Genomic DNA, 17,009 nt, shown 5'->3' with positions numbered 1-17,009 from the left:
ACGCAGCTGAGGCCCCAATTTTTCGGGAAGCAAACCTTGAGCGCGCATGGCTCGAAGGGATTTTCGACTACAGCGACTTCACCGGTGCCGATCTTACCGGCGCACGGTTCGGCGGGCTCAATCCGCGAGACAGTCAAGGAAACATACGTGGACCAATCTTGCGAGGGGCGAAATTCGTAAAGACAACCATGAAGGGCGTCATTCTCGAGCGCGCCGACCTCAGCTTCGCCGATTTTTCCGGTTCTCAGCTTGATGGCGCCAATCTGCAAAGCGCGAACCTTACGAGGACCATCTTCCGGGATGCCAGCCTTCGGAGCGCGAACCTGTCTGCGGCGCTCCTGGATGGAACGGATTGGACAAATGCCGTGGTTCCCTGATGCATGGGCTGGCAGCTCCAGTTGCCAGCAACTTGAGTGGCGGGCCGGTGCAGCAGGTTGTCGTCGGCGAGGCGATTGATGAGCCCCGACAGGATCTCAGTTGTCGGGCGTAAGACCCTTTCGACGATCACGTAGACGAGCAATGCCAATTTGGGGAGGATGGCGATCCCGGCAGGATTCGAACCTGCGACCTGCCGCTTAGAAGGCGGCTGCTCTATCCGGCTGAGCTACGGGATCGTGCCGACCACGCCATCGGCCGCGCGCAATCCGGTCTATATCAGACGGAACCGGACGCGCCCAGGCCCCCGCCGCACGGACGCGAGGTAGCGTCAGTGGGTCCAGGCGCCGAGGCGGCCGAACTTGAAATTGTCGGCATAGGACTTGCGCACGAGCCCGCGTGGCTTGGGCTCGTCCAGGCGATAGGCAATGCCGTTGCGCTCGGCGTAGGCGATGGCCTCTTCCCGGGTGTCGAAGGCGAGGCGGAGCTGGGTCCGCGTGTCCGTCGAGCTCGTCCAGCCCATCAGGGGATCGACCTGGCGCGGGGTGGACGACTCGTACTCGAGCACCCAATCCTTGGTGCGGGCGGTGCCCGATTGCATGGCGGTCTTGGCCGGTTTGAAAATGCGCGCGGTCACGGGGCAGCCTCGTCTCTCGATGGCGGTTCCTGGTGCATACCCCCGGCCGCGGCTGCAGACAAGCGCGCCCGGCGTCGCGGCCGGGGATCACCTGCGCAGGATGAAGTCCGCCGCGCGCGCCCTCGCCTGCCAGCCGGCGCGCTCGAGCTCGGGGTCGAGGTGCTCCTCGACGGGCCAGCCGAGGCATAGATAGGCGACCAGCGTCCAATCGGCGGGGGCCTCAAGCACGCGCGTCACAACCTCCGGTTCGAGGATCGACACCCAACCGACGCCGACGCCCTCGGCGCGCGCGGCCAGCCAAAGCGTGTGAACGGCGCCGACCACCGAATAGCGCAGCGTCTCGGGCATGGTCTGACGGCCGAGGCCGGCGCCCCGCTCCGTCGTCTCGTCGGCGAACACGGCGAGTTGCACGGGCGCCGCGTCGAGGCCTTCGAGCTTGAGCCCGGCATAGAGAGCGCGCGCCTCGCCGTCGTACCCTTCGAGGGCGGACCGGTTGGCGCGGTGGAAGGAGGCGCGGACCGCGGCGCGGCGGGCGGGATCCTCGACCAGCACGAACCGCCAGGGCTGCGCATTGCCGACCGACGGCGCGTGGCAGGCAAGGCCGATAAGGCGCGCGATGAGCGCCTCGGGAAGAGGGTCGGTCCGGAAGCGGCGTACGTCGCGGCGCCAGAGCACGAGGTCGCGGAAGGCTGCGATGAACTCCGGCCCGAAGACTGGAGGGTCTGTCGCGTCGGCTTCCATCATGCCGCCCAGTCGATGACATGGAGGAATGTCCCGGTCACCGTGCCACGCCGCGCGCCGCGCTCGGCGACCGCGGCGCCGCTCGCCTCCACAGCGGCCAGCAGCGGGTCTTCGGCATGGGCGGCGACGGTTGCGAAACGGAATTCATGCCCCATGATTTCGGTGCCCGGCGGACCGAGGGCGGACGCAGTCAACAGACGCGCGCGGCGGTAGCCCAGTGTCATCCGTGGCTTCGCGAACGAGGTTTCGACGCCGAGCAGACCGGTCATGGCGTGGCGCACGCCGTCTGCATCCTCGAGGCCGGCGCCCAGCACCATGTAGCCTCCGCACTCTCCGTGAACCGCGCGCCCTTTCGCGGCGAGCGTCTTGAGGCCGTCGTGAAAGCGGCTCGCCGCGGCCAGACGGCCTGCGTGCAGCTCCGGATAGCCGCCGGGCAACCATACGGCGTCCGCATCCGGGTCGGGCGCCTCATCGGCCAGCGGCGAGAACGGAACCACGTCGGCGCCGGCGTGACGCCAACCCGCAACGATATGCGGATAGGTGAAGGCGAAGGCGGCATCCTGCGCGAGCGCGATGCGTTGCCCCGGTGGCGGAAGCGGCGCGCTAGCTTCGGCATGCGACGTCCGCGCCGGACGCGCAGCGGCGAGGATGGCATCGAGATCGACGGTATTCGCGATCGCATCAGCGATGCGGTCGAGGCGTGCATCGAGGTCCCCTGTCTCGGCCGCCTGCACCAGACCCAGGTGGCGCTCCGGCAGGGCGAGGTCGTCGCGGCGCGGCAGCGCGCCAAAGCACGCGATCCCGATCTTGGCGAGCGCGGGCGTGATCATTCGCGCATGCGCGTCGCCCGCGACGCGGTTCAGGATGACGCCCGCGACCTCGACATCCGGCCGATAACGCGCGCAGCCGAGCGCTACGGCGGCCGCCGTTTCCACTTGCGCCGATACGTCAAGCACCAGCACGACCGGCCAGCCGGTCAACGCGGCGAGGTCGGCGGTGGAGGCGTGGCTCGTCTGACCAGGCTCCGCTACGCCATCGAACACTCCCATGACGCCCTCGGCGATCACGATGGCGGCATCCTCGCTTTCACGCCGGACGACGGCGTCGATGACGGTGCGGCGCATGGCCCAGGTATCGAGGTTGTACGAGGCGCGGCCCGCGGCGGCCGTATGGAAGGCGGGGTCGATGTAATCGGGGCCGCACTTGAACGGCTGCACGGCCTGTCCGCGCCGGGCGAGCGCGCGGATGAGACCCAGCGCCACCGTCGTCTTTCCGGATCCCGAGGCCGGCGCCGCGATGATGATGCCCGGCGCGCTCACGGCTTCACCATGCCGGAGGCAAGGACGGCGCGCAGGCCAGCGATGGCCCCGACAACGATGACGGCCGGCGCTTCGATGGCGTTCGATCTGGCGTCACGCACCAGATCCGAGAGGCGCGTCTCGACAATGCGCTCATCCGTGCTCGTTGCGTGCGAAATGATGGCGGCGGGGGTGTCGGGGCTCAGGCCGCCGCGCAGGAAGGCCGCCACGATCTCGTCAAGCTGCGCCAGCGCCATATAGAGAATGATCGGCTGTCCGGTGGCGGCGAGTGCCTCCCAGGCGCGGGCCGCGCTGTCGCCCTCAGCACGGTGGCCAGCGGCAAGGATGACGGCGTGGTTCGTCTCGCGTGTCGTCGCGGGGATGCCGGCGAGCGCGGGCGCGGCGAGGCCCGAGGTGAGGCCCGGTACGATGCGGAAGGGGATGCGCGCGCGCACCAGCGCGTTGGCCTCCTCCCCTCCCCGGCCGAAGACGAACGGGTCTCCGCCCTTGAGGCGCAGAACGCGGCGCCCCTTCTTCGCCTCGGCAACGATCAGCTCGTTGATGTCGCGCTGCAACGGCGACGGGCGGCCGCCGCGCTTGCCTGCGAAATGGATCTCGGCCCCTTCGCGAGCGAGCCGTAAGATGCGCTCATCGACCAGCGCGTCGTGGACGATCGTGTCGGCCACGCGCAGCGCATGGATGGCCATGACGGTCAAGAGGCGAGGATCGCCGGGCCCGGCGCCCACCAGCCAGACCTCGCCGGGCGCCATGTCCGGAAACGGCGGAAAGATGTCCGGCGGAAGGTTCAAGGGCTCTGCCATGGCTATTCCGGGCCGGGTTTCCATCCGAGCGGCGGGACGCGCGCCACGCCGCCTCTGCGGATCGCCTGCGGCTGCTCGGGCCACGGCACGATGCCGTCGGGCGTCCGCGCGAACGCGACGGCCGCCGACACGATATCCCCGAGGTGCGCCTCGGCGTCGAGATCGCCCACGATATGGGTCCATTTGCCGGGACCTGCAAAGGCCACCGTACAGGGCCGGCGGCAGACGGCAAGGCACGCGACGGGCGTGACGGTGAGCCATGTCAGCTGCCGGCTCGCGACCTCCCGTTCGAGCGCGAGAGCGAGCCCCTGGCCCGGCAGGTCGTAGCCCTCCGGCACGTCCGCGCGCTTGCGGCGGCAGGTTGTGCATACGAAGATCGTCGCGGCGACCGCCGCAGCGCGGCCGTCGGTTTCGGAGAGAGCGGTCGTTTCGGAAGGAGTGGTCAAGGCCGTGTGCTGCCGTGCGGTTGGGTGGCCCCGGAGAGGGGCTTCCTTTGCCGATTGGCATAGCCTTTGCGCTCAAACCCTGTCAAACAAAGGCGATTTTCACGCGACCCGCGATCATGACGACCTCAAACCCGCGCCCGACCGCCGTGCCTCTTCCCCGTCTCACGCTCGTCCTTGGCGGCGCGCGCTCGGGCAAAAGCCGGTTTGCGGAGGGCCTCGTCACGGCCGAGCCCGGTCCATGGACTTACGTGGCGACCGGCGAAGCCAGGGATGCGGAGATGGCCGAGCGCATCGCGCATCATGCCGCACGCCGGGGACCCGGCTGGGTGACGCGCGAGGTGCCGCTCGCGCTGGCCGACCTCATCGGCGCCGAGGCGGTCAATCCCCAACCCATGCTCGTCGACTGCCTGACGCTCTGGCTCAGCAACGTCATGCTCAGCGGGCGCGACGCGGCGACGGAGCGGGCGCGCCTTTTGGGCGCGCTCGAGGCTGCAGCCGGACCAATCGTGCTGGTCTCGAACGAGGTCGGCCTCGGCATCGTGCCGGACAACGCGCTCGCCCGCACCTTCCGTGACGAGCAGGGCCGGCTCAATGCGTCCGTCGCCGCGCTGGCGGATCATGTCGTGCTCATGGCGGCCGGGCTTCCCCTCACCCTCAAGGCGCCGGGATGACGGCCCGCAGGGGTCCGTTGCGCAGCTCTCCGGCCATAAGATCCGTTGGCAGATCAACAATCGAGCATCTTGATTATTTTTTGTGCAAACCCCTCGGTTTCCGTATACACGGGGCGCACCTTCGACCCCCCGGCCCATCCGGGGGCAACGGGCGGGCGTGTGCCCCGCCTTTTTGTATGCCGATCGAACGAGAGCTGGGAAAGACTGCCGAATGCTGGACGAAAAACTGGAACCGATCTACGCGGACGTGCTGCGCCGCAATCCCGGGGAGGAAGAGTTTCATCAGGCCGTACGCGAGGTCCTGGATTCGCTCGGCGCCGTCATCGCCAAGCATCCCGACTACGCGGAAGACGCGCTGATCGAGCGCATCTGCGAGCCGGAGCGGCAGATCATCTTCCGCGTGCCGTGGATCGACGATAAGGGCCGCGTGCAGATCAACCGCGGCTTTCGCGTGCAATTCAACTCGGCGCTCGGCCCCTATAAGGGCGGCATCCGGTTTCATCCGACGGTGCTGCTCGGCACGATCAAGTTTCTCGGCTTCGAGCAGATCTTCAAGAACGCGCTCACGGGCATGCCGATCGGCGGCGGCAAGGGCGGCTCCGACTTCGATCCGAAGGGCCGGTCCGAAGGCGAGATCATGCGCTTCTGCCAGTCCTTCATGACGGAGCTCGCCCGCCACCTCGGCGAGTACACGGACGTGCCGGCGGGCGACATCGGCGTCGGCCAGCGCGAGATCGGCTTCATGTTCGGGCAGTACAAGCGGATGACCAACCGCTACGAGTCGGGCGTGCTCACCGGCAAGGGGCTCATCTGGGGCGGATCGCGGGTGCGGACCGAGGCGACGGGCTACGGCGCGGTGTATTTCGTCGACCGCATGCTGAAGCGGCGAAACCAGGGCCTCGAAGGGAAAAAGGTGCTGGTCTCGGGTGCCGGCAACGTGGCGATCTACACCATCGAGAAGGTGCGCCAGCTCGGCGGGCGGGTCATCGCCTGCTCGGACTCCGACGGCTACGTCGTCGACGACACCGGGGCGGGCATCGATCTCGAGCTGCTCAAGGAGATCAAGGAGAAGCAGCGCGGGCGGGTTGCCGACTACGCCGCCGCGCGCGGCGCCGGAACCACCTACGTGCCGGGCGGCCGCATCTGGGAGGTGCCGGCCGACATCGCGATGCCGTCGGCGACGCAGAACGAGCTCAACGGCCAGGATGCACGCACCCTCGTCAAGAACGGCGTCGTCGCCGTCGGCGAAGGCGCGAACATGCCGTGCACGCCGGACGCCGTGCGCGTATTCCTCGACGCGGGCGTGCTGTTCGGGCCGGGCAAGGCCGCGAACGCGGGCGGCGTGGCGACGAGCGCGCTCGAGATGCAGCAGAACGCTTCGCGCGATTCCTGGACCTTCGAGGCGACCGAGCAGCGCCTCGCGACGATCATGAACGGCATCCATGATCGCTGCGCGGAAATGGCGGAGGAGTACGGCGCGCCCGGAAACTACGTTCTTGGCGCCAACGTCGCGGGCTTCATCCGCGTCGCGGAAGCCATGCGCGCGCTTGGCGTGGTGTGAGCCGCATAGGATAGGCGCAGGAGAGCCCCGCCTCACTCGAGAGGGGCCCGCTCCCTCACATGAGGATCAGGGCGGCGATCAGGGCGAGCACGCCCACCGTCGCCGCCTGAAGAACGTAGGCCATGCGGTAGAGCCTGAGGGCGCGGTGGATGTCGGCGGCGGTCGCATCGCGGCGGCCGTCTCCCATCCAGGCGTCGTCAACACGTTTGCCGGCGTAGCTGCGCGGGCCGGCCAGCGCGAGGCCCAGCGCGCCGGCCATCGCCGCTTCCGGCCAGCCGGCATTCGGAGAACGGTGGCGCGGTGCGTCGGTCAGCGCACTCAATGCGGCGCGGCGCCAATCGGCGCCCGGCGTCACGCGCGCGGCCGCCACCAACCAGAGTGCCGACAGGCGCGACGCGGGCAAATTGACCAGGTCGTCGAGCTTCGCGGCCGCCCAGCCGAAGGCGAGATAGCGCTCCGATCTGTGGCCGATCATGCTGTCGGCAGTGTTGACGGCCTTGTAGAGCGCGCATCCCGGAAGGCCGCCGACGATCAGCCAGAGCAATGGCGCGACCACGCCGTCGGAGAAGTTCTCGGCGAGGCTTTCGATGGCGGCGCGCGAAACGCCGGCTTCGTCCAGCGTTTCCGGATCCCGGCCGACAATGCGCGCGACGGCCTCCCGGCCGCCCTTGAGGCCGCGGCTCTCCAACGCCTCGGCGACGTCCGTCACGTGATCGTCGAGGCTGCGCCCGGCGAGCAGCGTGCTCGCAAGAATGGCTTCCACGACGAGCGCGGCGAAGGTGGGCAGCACGAGACTCAGGCCGTGCGTGACGAGGAGCGCGGCGGACCCCGTGACGAGCAGCACGGTCGCGAGCGCGAGGATGCCGCGCATGCGCGCGCGTGCAAACGACAGGTGCCCCTCGTTCCACGCCGCCTCGGCGCGCGAGATCAAGGCGCCGATCCAGGTCACGGGATGGCCGATGCGCGCTACCACCGCCTGCGGATAGCCCGCAACAGCCTCGATCAGGAGTGCAAGACATGCCAGCGCGAGCGTCATCGGGCCTTACCGTCGAAGGCGGTCGGACCTGCCTAGCACAGGACCCGGGCCTGCGAAACACGCGCTCATGCCGCGACGAGCGCCAGCAGCAGCAGCGATTCCGTGATCTCGATGCTCGCGCCGTGGCAATCGCCCGTCACGCCGCCCAGGCGGACGTGCCAGTAGAGCGCGGAGGCGAGCGCCAACAGGAGCGCGACGAGTAGCACCGGCGCGACGAGCAGCGAGATGAGCGCCAGTGCGGCCCCCTCGAGAACGACCGTGCGCGTCGCGATGCCCGCCGCGAGACGGCTGCCCATTCCCTCTGTCAGCGGCGGCACCGCGCGGCCAAGCACCAGCGTCGCCCAGCGCGCCCAGGCCGCCGCCAGCACGAGCCCGCCTGCGAGCTCCGGAAATGTCGCGCGCTCGGCCAGGGCCGCCAGCACGATGAGCTTCGCCATGAGCTGCAGCGCGATGGCGATGGCGCCGAAGCTGCCGAGGTGCGGATCGCGCGCGACCGCGACGAAGCGGTTGCGATTTCCGTGCGCGGCGCCGAGCGCGTCCGCAACGTCGCCGAGGCCGTCGATGTGGAGGCCGCCGGTGACGAGCACCCAGGCGAGGAGCCCGAAGAGCGCGCCGATCCACGGCGTCACGACCGCGCCCAGCGCAACCGCGACCGCGACGAGCAGGCCGACGAGCGCGCCGACGGCCGGCAGCCACGGCGCGGCGCTGGCGAGCGCAGCCGCTTCGCCCGATGCGGCCCGCGGCACCGGCAGCCTGGTCAGGAAACCCAGCGCGACGAGAAAGCCGGTCATCGCTGGCCCCCGGCCGGCGGCGGCTGGACGATCTCGACGATCTCTCCCCAGAGCCCTTGCGCGGGATCGGCTCCGAGCTCGACGCGGATCAGGGTCGCGCACGCGATGCGGATCGCCCACAGGCGCTCGAGGGGAATGCCGAGCAGAACGGAGAGCGCCATGCGGATCGATCCCCCATGGGCAACGACCAGCACTGGGCCGTCTTCCCGCGCGGCGAGGCGTTCGAGGGCCGAGGCGACGCGCCGGCGCACGGCGCGCATCGCCTCGCCGTTGGGCGGCGGGTTGGCATCGGGATCGGCATAGAATGCGCCGAGGAGCACATCACCGGCGATCTCGCGGCGCGGCCGACCGTCCCAATCGCCGAAATCGATCTCGCGCCAGTCCGCGTCCGTCTCGATCATCCGCCCGTCGGCGGCGATCTCCGCGCTGGCACGCGCGCGCCCCAAGGGCGAAGCGACAATCGCGGCCCATGCGCGTCCTTGGATCTGACGCGCGACGGCATCCCGTCCGGACGGAGCCAGCGGCGCGTCCGTGCGGCCCAGCAGGGCCTCAGGGGCGTCCGTCTCGCCGTGGCGCAGGAAGTCGACGGCCGTCACGGCGTGGTGCGGCCCGACACGGCCGCCTCCTCGAACGTCGCCATGCCGTTGTGGAGCGCGCAGGCAAGGCGCAGCACGGCGAGCGCGGCCGCGGCTCCCGAGCCTTCTCCGAGGCGGAGGTTGAGATCGAGCACCGGACGTGCGCCGAGCGCGGCGAGCACGTGCGCATGGCCGCGCTCGGCGGAGCGATGGGAGTAGATGAGCCAGGGGATGCAGCCCGGGTTGAGGCGCGTCGCGGCGAGCGCGGCGACGGTGACGATGAAGCCGTCGACGAGCACCGGGCGGCCGACCTGCGCGGCCGCCACGATGGCGCCTGCGAGTGCTGCGATCTCGAGCCCGCCGACCGCAGCCAGGATACGGCGCGGATCACTCGATGCATCGAGGCCGTGCCGCGCGAGGCCGGCTTCGATCACCGCAACCTTGCGGGCGATGCCCTCGGCGTCGAGCCCCGTGCCGGCGCCGGCGATGTCGGCCGGCGCCGTGCCGAGCAGGGCTGCCGCGACGGCTGCCGCGGATGTCGTGTTGCCGATGCCCATCTCGCCGAAGAGCACGAGGTCCGCCGGCCCGGCCGCCGCCACGGCGCGGCGCCCGGCCGCGAGCGCCGCGGCCAGCTCCCCGTCCGTCATGGCGGGCTCGACCGTGAAATCCCGCGTGCCGCACCGCGGCTTGTCGACGACGGTTCCGGCGATCGGCTCCGTCGCCAGGGTGCCGGCATCGACGACGGTCAGCGGCACGCCGAGCTCGCGGGCGAGCACCGCGACGGCCGCTCCGCCCGAGGCGAAGTTCCTCAGCATCTCGACGGTGACGGACGCCGGATACGCGGAGACGCCCTTTGCTGCGACCCCATGATCACCGGCGAAGAGAATGACCGGGGCATGCGCCGCGCGCGGGCGGTCGGTCGCCTGCAGTGCCGCGAGCGTGACGGCCAGCGTCTCGAGAACGCCCAGCGATCCGGGCGGCTTGGTCAGTGCTGCCTGTCGCGCGCGGGCGGCCGCCTCGTGGCGTGCGGACGGAGCGGGGCACGGTGTTTCGATCCAGGCTGTCGGCATGGGCTTTGCGGGATGCTTGCGGGTCGCCTGCTGCATGGCACGGCAGAGGAGCGCGGGCAACCGCGTCAGCGGCGCGGCCTCCCCGGAATTGAAACGGACCTCGGGGTGTGCCAGCCATAAGGCCTGAAACGGGCGCATGAACCGGGGACACGAACCAGCGGTGCGGCAGCGTTAACCTCAAAGGACCCTCCATGAAGCTCCGGCGCGTGACGGACGGCGCGGCACTCGCGGTCGAGATCGCGGCCGTCGACGGCTGGGTGGATGCGGCGCAGGCATTGGGGGCCGTGTCGCCGGCGCTTTCCCCCTCCGACATCGCGCATTTATCGAGTGACATCGTGGCGCTCCTCGGGGCGCCCGAGGACATCCGGCAGCAAGCGGCCGAGGCCGCCGCGGCGCTGGCGCACGCGCCCTCCGTCACGCGCCGGCCCGTGCTGCCCTTCGCGCCGCGCTCGTTCCGCGACTTCATGCTGTATGAGCGCCATGCCATCGATGCGGCCCGCGGCTTCGTGCGCCGGTTCCTGCCCGGCGCGTGGCCGGTCGTGCGCGCCTACGAGCGCGTGCTCGGGCCGCCGTTCCCGCTGCTCAGGCCGCACCGTCTCTGGTATCGGCAGCCGATCTACTACATGGGCAATCACCTCGCGTTCGCGGGCGACGGAGAGACGATCGCGATCCCCTCCTATACCCGCGCGCTCGACTACGAGCTCGAGCTCGGCTTCGTGCTCGCACACGCGATTTTGGACGCCACGCCCGCGGAGGCCGAGGCGGCGATCGGGGGCTTCGTCGTCATCAACGACTTCAGCGCGCGCGACGTGCAGCGCGATGAGATGCGCTCCGGGTTCGGCCCGCAGAAATCGAAGCACTTCCGCAATGCCATCTCGGGCGTCGTCGTCAGCGCCGACGAGATCCTGCCGCGATGGGACGCGCTCAAGGGCTCGGTGCGCATCAATGGGCACCTCGTCTCGGAGCCGTGCACGACAGGGCCGCGCTGGACGCTGGGCGAAGCGCTGGCGCACGTCTCGCGCTCGGAACGGCTAACTCCCGGGGAAGTGTTCGCGACCGGCACGCTCCCCGGTGGCAGCGGCATCGAGACCGGACGCCTGCTCGCCCCGGGCGACACGGTCGCGCTGGCCATCGAGGGCGTGGGCACGCTCAGCAACCGGATCGCCAGCGAGGATCAGGGCTCGCCATGAAAGTCATCGATCTCTCGAAGCCCGTGCGCTTCAACCGCGACGACCCGTTTTTCATGCGGGTCAAGGTCCGTCACAAGCCGCATTGGATGGCGAAGGCGTTCGTCCGGCTGCTCGGGCTGCCGTTCCGCCTCTTTCCGCGCGACTTCGCAGGCTGGGCGGACGACACCGTGAGCCTCGGCGTGCATGCGACGACCCACATCGACGCGCCGTGGCATTACGGGCCGACGTCCGCGGGAGAGCCTGCCCCGACGATCGACTTGATCCCGCTCGAGCGCTGCATCGGGCCGGGCGTCGTGCTCGATCTCTCCCACAAGGCCAATGACGATCCGATCACGGTTGCCGACATGGAGGCGGCGCTCGCCGCCTCCGGCGCGACGCTCACCGACCGCACGATCGTGCTGATCCGCACCGGCCGCGACCGGCTGATGGACACCAAGGCGTTCTGGAAAACCGGGACCGGCATGAGCGCGGCCGCGACCGAGTGGCTCCTCGACCGCGGCGTCACCGTCATGGGCATCGACCAGTGGGGATGGGATCTGCCGTTCCGCGCGCAGATCGCCAAGTCGCGCGCGACGGGCGATGCGTCGCTCTTCTGGGAAGCGCACCGCGTCGGACAGCGCCGGCCCTACTGGCACATGGAGCAACTCACGAACCTCGATGCGCTGCCCGCCTCCGGCTTCGAGGTGGCGGTGTTTCCCTTGAAGATCGTCGGTGCGTCCGCAGCGCCCGCGCGGGTGGTGGCGATCCTCCGCTGACCGCGCATCTCCGGAAGGCGTCACCTTTCAAAGGGCTGCTCCCCGCGCCCTCCCGATGGATGCCAACCTCAGGGCCTGTGAATTTTCAGGCCGAGGGCTTTGGTTGGGAATTTTTCCCGGTAATATGGAACACTATCCCGTTCCATTGCCCGCCCCCGTCCAGGTCCCGATGAAAAAGAAAAAGAAGCCAGCGGCGCCCCTCACCAAGCTCGACCCAAGCCATCCGAACCACGACGCCATCCTGCTCAAGCAGGCGAGACTCGAGGCGCACCGGCGCCGGCGGAAGGAGAACAGCGGGGCGCTCAAGGAAGGAGCGCGGGAAAGCGCGGCGGACAAGCGCGCGGGAACATCGAAGCCGCGCGGCAAGAGGTGAGCCGCCCGTCCGAAGGCAGCCGGCGCTTGATCCTTGCACGAACGTCCCCCATGTTTCCGCGATCACTAGGCGACACGCGATGGGGGAGCCTTCGACATGACCCGTCCCGATCCGCGAGACACGCCACCCGCCTCCGGCGCGGATGAGGCCAACCTCGCCGCCGACCTCCTGAGCCTGTTCCCGAAGTTCACGCCGTCGCGGCGCGAGGCCGTGCTGACGACGCTGGCAACGGGCTTTGCGCTTGCGACCCAGCCGGTGGCCGCCGAAACGGCCATCACCACGGATACGCAGGGTCTCGATGCCGGTGAGGTGCAGGTGGCGGCACCTGATCGGGCCATTCCCGCCTATCGCGCAAAGCCCGCGCAGGGCGGCCCGTTTCCGGTCGTGCTCGTGGTGCAGGAGATCTTCGGCGTGCACGAGCACATCAAGGACGTATGCCGGCGCCTCGCGAAGGAAGGCTATCTCGCGATCGCCCCGGAGTTGTACGTGCGGCAAGGGGACGTCTCTGGCCTCAAGACCATCGACGAGGTCCGCGCCGTGGTCGCAAAGGTGCCGGACGCACAGGTGATGGCCGACCTCGATGCTACCGCCGCGCATGCCGCCTCCGACGGCGGCGACGCCGACCGACTCGGCATCACCGGCTTCTGCTGGGGCGGGCGCATCACATGGCTCTATGCCGCGCACAGCCCCAGGCTTAAGGCCGGCGTCGCCTGGTACGGACGGCTCGCCGGCGAGGCATCGGCGCTGACGCCGAAGCACCCGATCGACATCGCGGCCGACCTCAAGGCGCCGGTGCTCGGCCTCTACGGCGGCGCCGATCCGGGCATCCCGCCCGATACGGTGGACGCGATGCGGGCGGCGTGTGCCAAGGCCGGCAGGACGTGCGAGATCGTCGTCTTCGAGGGTGCGCCGCACGCCTTTCATGCCGACTACAGGCCGAGCTACCGCGCGGGACCGGCGAAGGAGGGATGGGCGAAGTTGCTCGCGTGGTTCAAGACGCACGGCGTGACCTGAGCCCGCAATGGGCCGGCAGCACGCTCAAGGCTTTGCACGGCTCGCGCTCTTGACACCGCACCGGCCTTGATGCGTGGTTTTCGGCCATACGGCAGCCGGAGCCCGCGCGCTCCCCATCATCGAGACCTACAAAGTGACCAAGTTCGACGTGATCGTTGCGGGCGTGGGCGCAATGGGCGCGCAGACCTGCTGGCATCTGGCGCGGCGCGGCCAGCGCGTGCTCGGTCTCGACCGATACGATATCCCGAACGCGATGGGCTCCTCGCACGGCGTCCATCGCATCATCCGCCTCGCCTACTTCGAGCACCCCTCCTACGTCCCCCTGCTGCGCCGAGCCTATTCGCTCTGGCGCGAGACCGAGCAACTGGCCGGCGAGCAGCTTCTCTACGTGACGGGATCGCTCGACATCGGCGCGGAGGGCTCGCCCGTGATCGAAGGCTCCCTGGCGAGCTGCCGGCAACATGCCCTCGCTCACGAAGTCCTGTCCGCCGCCGAGGTGAACGCGCGCTATCCCGGCTACAGGCTTCCGGACGGCTTCGTCGCCGTGCTCCAGCCCGACGGCGGCTTCGTGGCGTCGGAGCGCGCCATCGTGGCGGCGGCGACGCTTGCCATGGATGCGGGCGCGGTTCTGCGTGCACGCGAGGCCATCGAGGGCTTCGATACGCTGCCGCACGGAGAGGGCGTGCGCGTACGCACGGATCGCGGCGTCTACGAGGCGCGACGGCTCGTGCTCTCCACGGGCGCCTGGATCGGCGAGTATGTGCCGGCGCTGAAACCGGTGGCAGTGCCCGAGCGGCAGACCCTCGGCTGGTTCCGGCCGAAGCGCCCCGAGCATTTCCGGCTCGGCCGCTTTCCCGTCTCGAACCTCAAGAGCGACGTCGGCCACTTCTATCAGTTTCCGGTCTGGGGCGTGCCCGGCTTCAAGATCGGTCTCTATCATCACCTCGGCGAGCGAGGGCCGGCCGACACGCTCGCGCGCGAGCCAAACGCGGCCGACGAGGACGCGCTGCGCCGCGGGCTCAAGGCGTTCTTTCCCGATGCGGACGGCGACGTGCTCGCGCTTCGCACGTGCTTCTTCACGAACACGCCGGACGAGCATTTCGTCATCGATCGCCTGCCCGACCGGCCGGAGATCATCGTCGCCTCGCCGTGCTCGGGGCATGGGTTCAAGTTTTCCTCGGCGATTGGGGAGATCCTCGCGGATCTTGCGATGGATCGCACTCCGCCATTCGACCTCTCTCTTTTCCGCCTGTCGCGGTTCTGAGCCCAGCGGCACGCGACCCTCCGGCGGATCGGCGACACCATGGACTGTCCAGACCTCACCCCCGCGCACCGCAGCCGCGTCCTCTGCATCGGCGACAGCTACCGGCGGCTGACTGGCCGGGCGCTCGTTCCAGGCGGCGGCGATCCGATCGACACGCTGTGGTCGGCTCCGCTTGCGATCGTGGCCCACGGCACGGAGCCCGATCCCGTCTTCTTCTTCGGGAACAGAGCCGCGCTCGCGCTCTTCGAAATGGACTTCGACGCCTTCACACGCCTTGCCTCCCGCTTCTCCGCCGAGCCTCTCCTGCAGGCGGAGCGCATGCGCCTTCTCGCGCGCGTCAGCCGCGACGGCATCATCGAGGACTATGCGGGCGTGCGCATCTCCGCGACCGGCAAGCGCTTTCACATTTCAAACGCCGCCGTGTGGAACCTCACGGACGGCGCCGGAACGGCCGTCGGCCAGGCCGCCGCCTTCGCAACGTGGCAGTAGTCTCCTAGGGTCTTTCCGACTTGGGTAAGAAGCATGGCCGTGCGAGCAATCGGCGTGGCTGGACTCCGGCCTTCGCCGGAGTGACGTTGAGTTTAGACTGCCGCCTCCTGCGCCTATAACGTCATCCCGGCATCAGGGCGGAGCCATGCTCCGCATGGACGGCCGAAGTTCAGACACGCTTCCGTATACCGAACCGCTGTGGAAACGCTCTAAGACGGAGCAGGGGCGGGGCACGATCAAGCGGCATGCCGGCGCGCCCTTGCGCCTCATCCGATCCTGTGACGAAATGCCGGGCTTCCCGCCGCAGCAGACCGGGCGTCATGATCAGCGATTGGATTGCCGCATTCCCCGGACTTCGGGCGCTCGAGCCTGAGGTCGCAAAGCCGCTGATCGACGCCAGCAAGGTCGTGCGGCTTCCCGCCGGAACGCGGATCTTCGGGGCGGGACAGGCCCCGCAAGCCTACCTTCTCCTGCTCGCGGGCACGGTGCGCGTGCAGCAGGTCTCGGATGCCGGGCGCGAGATCGTGCTCTATCGCGTCTCGGGGGGCGAGAGCTGCGCGCTGACCACGGCGTGCCTCATGGGCTATGAGGACTACCAGGCCGAGGGCATCGCGGAGACGGAGGTCGATGCCGTCGCCATTCCGCGCGCGACGTTCGACGAGCTGATCGCGACGTCGGCGGCGTTCCGCCGGTTCGTCTTCACGGCCTTCAGCGTCCGCATCACGAACCTTTTTCGCGTCATCGAGGAGGTCGCGTTCGCCCGCGTCGACGTGCGGCTCGCCCAGCGGCTGCTCGAGCTTGGCGGCGCCACACGCCGCATCGAGCTCACGCACCAGCAACTGGCGGCCGAGCTCGGCACGGCCCGCGAGGTGATCAGCCGGCAGCTCAACGAGTTCCAGCGGCGCGGCTGGATCGCGACGTCGCGCGGGGCCATCGATGTCCACGATGCCGAGCGCCTGAGACAGCTTGCGACAACGCCCTGAGGGCTGCTTCAGCACACGCCATCAGCAGACGTCGCAGCCGGACTTGCGAACCTCGTCCGCGCCCTCGGTCAGCTGCGCGACGAGGTCGTCGGGCGCGCCGGAGATGCCCTTGTGGCCGACGATGTAGAGCGGAGTTGCGGGAACGTTGAGGCGGTCGGCGAGATCCTGGGCGCGTGTCAGGGCGTCTCCCGTCTCGGAGGAGCGGGCCTCCTTTTTGATCCGCTCGATATCGAAGCCGAGCTTCGCGGCGATCTCGAGGGCGCGCGCCTCTGTCATCTGGCCCTTTTGCGTCATGAGGGCATCGTGCAGGGCCGCGAAATTCCCCTGCTTCGCTGCGGCGATGACGACCCGCGCCACGCCTTCCGACTCCTTTCCGAGGCTGGCGATGTCCTTCAGCACCAGCTTGGTGTCGGGGTTGGCCGCGAGGTAGGCTTTGAGTTGCGGATAGGTCGCGCGGCAGTAGGAGCAATTGTAATCGTAGAACTCGACGATGGCGACCTTCGCGTCGGGGTTGCCGATCTCGGGCGAGCCGGCGTCGTAGAGGTCGCCTTTCAGCGCGCGCAGCACGAGCTTAGCGTTTGCGGTCTGCTCGTCGGCCTCGAGCTTGAGAAGCGCATCGCGAACGACCTCCGGGTTGCTCATGAGGTAATCGCGGATGTAGGCGTCGAGCGCGGCGCGGTCGGACGGCATCGTGTCTGACGCGGCCACCGCGGCGCCCGCGAGACCGAGGCCGAGCGTTGCGGCCGCGACCGCGCGAACCAGGTGCTGCCTCAAGCGCGTTGAGCTCATGTCGTCCTCTCGATCGGTCTCATGGAAAGACGCGGCGCCCGCACGGCGCTGGCGATGCCGGTGCCAGATCATAAGAATCTGGCCAAATATGGAAAACTTTTCTCGTTTCCGGTCTGTGACTTGATCACAG

20 protein-coding genes and 1 tRNA gene are annotated in these 17,009 nt (G+C 69.2%); 10 read left to right on the top strand and 11 right to left on the bottom strand.

What is annotated here, in order from left to right; genetic code table 11:
- Positions 1 to 377: pentapeptide repeat-containing protein (locus V7082_RS05195; RefSeq protein ID WP_334146556.1), on the top strand; the 377-nt coding region annotated here is incomplete at its 5' end.
- 160 nt (positions 378 to 537) lie between these two features.
- Here V7082_RS05195 and V7082_RS05190 read toward each other — a convergent pair.
- The 6 genes from V7082_RS05190 to V7082_RS05165 all read right to left on the bottom strand — a co-directional run bounded on the left by V7082_RS05190 (position 538) and on the right by V7082_RS05165 (position 4,318).
- Positions 538 to 614 (bottom strand) — tRNA-Arg (locus V7082_RS05190).
- Between the two features lie 92 nt (positions 615 to 706).
- Positions 707 to 1,012, bottom strand: a complete 306-nt coding sequence (locus tag V7082_RS05185) for an ETC complex I subunit (RefSeq protein ID WP_334146555.1) — start codon at positions 1,010 to 1,012, stop codon at positions 707 to 709.
- 87 nt (positions 1,013 to 1,099) lie between these two features.
- Positions 1,100 to 1,753, bottom strand: a complete 654-nt coding sequence (gene bluB, locus V7082_RS05180) for a 5,6-dimethylbenzimidazole synthase (protein ID WP_334146559.1) — start codon at positions 1,751 to 1,753, stop codon at positions 1,100 to 1,102.
- Complete coding sequence (locus V7082_RS05175) at positions 1,753 to 3,072, bottom strand: cobyrinate a,c-diamide synthase (RefSeq protein WP_334146554.1); 1,320 nt, start codon at positions 3,070 to 3,072, stop codon at positions 1,753 to 1,755. The genes bluB and V7082_RS05175 overlap by 1 nt, the downstream gene beginning before the upstream one ends.
- Complete coding sequence (cobA, locus tag V7082_RS05170; protein WP_334146553.1) at positions 3,069 to 3,872, bottom strand: uroporphyrinogen-III C-methyltransferase; 804 nt, start codon at positions 3,870 to 3,872, stop codon at positions 3,069 to 3,071. The genes V7082_RS05175 and cobA overlap by 4 nt, the downstream gene beginning before the upstream one ends.
- 2 nt (positions 3,873 to 3,874) lie before the next feature.
- Complete coding sequence (locus V7082_RS05165; RefSeq protein WP_334146552.1) at positions 3,875 to 4,318, bottom strand: DUF1636 domain-containing protein; 444 nt, start codon at positions 4,316 to 4,318, stop codon at positions 3,875 to 3,877.
- A gap of 116 nt (positions 4,319 to 4,434) precedes the next feature.
- Here V7082_RS05165 and cobU point away from each other — a divergent pair, with 116 nt between their 5' ends.
- The gene (gene cobU / locus V7082_RS05160) at positions 4,435 to 4,989 is read left to right on the top strand and encodes a bifunctional adenosylcobinamide kinase/adenosylcobinamide-phosphate guanylyltransferase (RefSeq protein WP_334146551.1); all 555 of its coding nucleotides are present in this window, start codon (positions 4,435 to 4,437) and stop codon (positions 4,987 to 4,989) included.
- A gap of 211 nt (positions 4,990 to 5,200) precedes the next feature.
- Positions 5,201 to 6,550 carry an NADP-specific glutamate dehydrogenase gene (gdhA, locus tag V7082_RS05155; protein ID WP_334146550.1) on the top strand — a complete coding sequence of 450 codons (1,350 nt, stop codon included), beginning with the start codon at positions 5,201 to 5,203 and terminating at the stop codon, positions 6,548 to 6,550.
- A 55-nt stretch (positions 6,551 to 6,605) separates the two neighbouring features.
- Here the strand turns inward: gdhA and cbiB are convergent, their stop codons facing one another.
- From cbiB to cobT, 4 genes are all read right to left on the bottom strand, one after another.
- The gene (cbiB, locus tag V7082_RS05150; protein ID WP_334146549.1) at positions 6,606 to 7,586 is read right to left on the bottom strand and encodes an adenosylcobinamide-phosphate synthase CbiB; all 981 of its coding nucleotides are present in this window, start codon (positions 7,584 to 7,586) and stop codon (positions 6,606 to 6,608) included.
- 65 nt (positions 7,587 to 7,651) lie between these two features.
- On the bottom strand, positions 7,652 to 8,377 hold the full coding sequence (cobS, locus tag V7082_RS05145; protein WP_334146548.1) for an adenosylcobinamide-GDP ribazoletransferase: 726 nt from the start codon (positions 8,375 to 8,377) through the stop codon (positions 7,652 to 7,654).
- Complete coding sequence (locus tag V7082_RS05140) at positions 8,374 to 8,973, bottom strand: histidine phosphatase family protein (RefSeq protein ID WP_334146547.1); 600 nt, start codon at positions 8,971 to 8,973, stop codon at positions 8,374 to 8,376. Before V7082_RS05140 ends, cobS begins: the two co-directional genes overlap by 4 nt.
- Entirely contained in the window at positions 8,970 to 10,022 is a 1,053-nt protein-coding gene (cobT, locus tag V7082_RS05135) for a nicotinate-nucleotide--dimethylbenzimidazole phosphoribosyltransferase (RefSeq protein ID WP_334146558.1), read from the bottom strand. Before cobT ends, V7082_RS05140 begins: the two co-directional genes overlap by 4 nt.
- A 191-nt stretch (positions 10,023 to 10,213) precedes the next feature.
- On the opposite strand from cobT, the gene V7082_RS05130 reads away from it, so the two are divergent.
- The 7 genes from V7082_RS05130 (at position 10,214) to V7082_RS05100 (ending at position 16,090) form a co-directional block, all read left to right on the top strand.
- Positions 10,214 to 11,212, top strand: a complete 999-nt coding sequence (locus V7082_RS05130; protein ID WP_334146546.1) for a fumarylacetoacetate hydrolase family protein — start codon at positions 10,214 to 10,216, stop codon at positions 11,210 to 11,212.
- Positions 11,209 to 11,967: a cyclase family protein gene (locus V7082_RS05125; protein WP_334146545.1), complete on the top strand. Its 759-nt coding sequence runs from the start codon at positions 11,209 to 11,211 to the stop codon at positions 11,965 to 11,967. Before V7082_RS05130 ends, V7082_RS05125 begins: the two co-directional genes overlap by 4 nt.
- Before the next feature lie 169 nt (positions 11,968 to 12,136).
- Complete coding sequence (locus tag V7082_RS05120) at positions 12,137 to 12,340, top strand: hypothetical protein (protein ID WP_334146544.1); 204 nt, start codon at positions 12,137 to 12,139, stop codon at positions 12,338 to 12,340.
- Between the two features lie 96 nt (positions 12,341 to 12,436).
- Positions 12,437 to 13,354 carry a dienelactone hydrolase family protein gene (locus V7082_RS05115; protein WP_334146543.1) on the top strand — a complete coding sequence of 306 codons (918 nt, stop codon included), beginning with the start codon at positions 12,437 to 12,439 and terminating at the stop codon, positions 13,352 to 13,354.
- 73 nt (positions 13,355 to 13,427) lie between these two features.
- A complete protein-coding gene (gene solA, locus V7082_RS05110; protein WP_334146542.1) occupies positions 13,428 to 14,618 on the top strand; it encodes an N-methyl-L-tryptophan oxidase in 1,191 nt (396 codons plus the stop codon).
- Between the two features lie 39 nt (positions 14,619 to 14,657).
- Positions 14,658 to 15,107, top strand: coding sequence for an MEKHLA domain-containing protein (locus V7082_RS05105; protein WP_334146541.1), 450 nt, complete (start codon positions 14,658 to 14,660; stop codon positions 15,105 to 15,107).
- Between the two features lie 320 nt (positions 15,108 to 15,427).
- On the top strand, positions 15,428 to 16,090 hold the full coding sequence (locus V7082_RS05100; protein ID WP_334146540.1) for a Crp/Fnr family transcriptional regulator: 663 nt from the start codon (positions 15,428 to 15,430) through the stop codon (positions 16,088 to 16,090).
- A gap of 21 nt (positions 16,091 to 16,111) precedes the next feature.
- Here V7082_RS05100 and V7082_RS05095 read toward each other — a convergent pair whose 3' ends face one another.
- Entirely contained in the window at positions 16,112 to 16,879 is a 768-nt protein-coding gene (locus tag V7082_RS05095) for a DsbA family protein (protein ID WP_334146539.1), read from the bottom strand.
- Between the last annotated feature and the right edge of the window lie 130 nt (positions 16,880 to 17,009).

Origin of the sequence: Hyphomicrobium sp., from assembly GCF_036833075.1 — a bacterium.
Classification (GTDB): domain Bacteria; phylum Pseudomonadota; class Alphaproteobacteria; order Rhizobiales; family Hyphomicrobiaceae; genus Hyphomicrobium_C.
Note: the sequence above shows the minus strand (reverse complement) of the source record. Positions and strands in the feature narration are given on the sequence as shown.

Coding starts and splice junctions, on each gene's coding strand:
- bluB (WP_334146559.1), bottom strand. CDS start 1,753: ATGGAAGCCGACGCGACAGACCCTCCAGTCTTCGGGCCGGAGTTCATC.
- cobA (WP_334146553.1), bottom strand. CDS start 3,872: ATGGCAGAGCCCTTGAACCTTCCGCCGGACATCTTTCCGCCGTTTCCG.
- cobU (WP_334146551.1), top strand. CDS start 4,435: ATGACGACCTCAAACCCGCGCCCGACCGCCGTGCCTCTTCCCCGTCTC.
- gdhA (WP_334146550.1), top strand. CDS start 5,201: ATGCTGGACGAAAAACTGGAACCGATCTACGCGGACGTGCTGCGCCGC.
- cbiB (WP_334146549.1), bottom strand. CDS start 7,586: ATGACGCTCGCGCTGGCATGTCTTGCACTCCTGATCGAGGCTGTTGCG.
- cobS (WP_334146548.1), bottom strand. CDS start 8,377: ATGACCGGCTTTCTCGTCGCGCTGGGTTTCCTGACCAGGCTGCCGGTG.
- cobT (WP_334146558.1), bottom strand. CDS start 10,022: ATGCCGACAGCCTGGATCGAAACACCGTGCCCCGCTCCGTCCGCACGC.
- V7082_RS05130 (WP_334146546.1), top strand. CDS start 10,214: ATGAAGCTCCGGCGCGTGACGGACGGCGCGGCACTCGCGGTCGAGATC.
- V7082_RS05125 (WP_334146545.1), top strand. CDS start 11,209: ATGAAAGTCATCGATCTCTCGAAGCCCGTGCGCTTCAACCGCGACGAC.
- V7082_RS05120 (WP_334146544.1), top strand. CDS start 12,137: ATGAAAAAGAAAAAGAAGCCAGCGGCGCCCCTCACCAAGCTCGACCCA.
- V7082_RS05115 (WP_334146543.1), top strand. CDS start 12,437: ATGACCCGTCCCGATCCGCGAGACACGCCACCCGCCTCCGGCGCGGAT.
- V7082_RS05105 (WP_334146541.1), top strand. CDS start 14,658: ATGGACTGTCCAGACCTCACCCCCGCGCACCGCAGCCGCGTCCTCTGC.
- V7082_RS05100 (WP_334146540.1), top strand. CDS start 15,428: ATGATCAGCGATTGGATTGCCGCATTCCCCGGACTTCGGGCGCTCGAG.
- V7082_RS05095 (WP_334146539.1), bottom strand. CDS start 16,879: ATGAGCTCAACGCGCTTGAGGCAGCACCTGGTTCGCGCGGTCGCGGCC.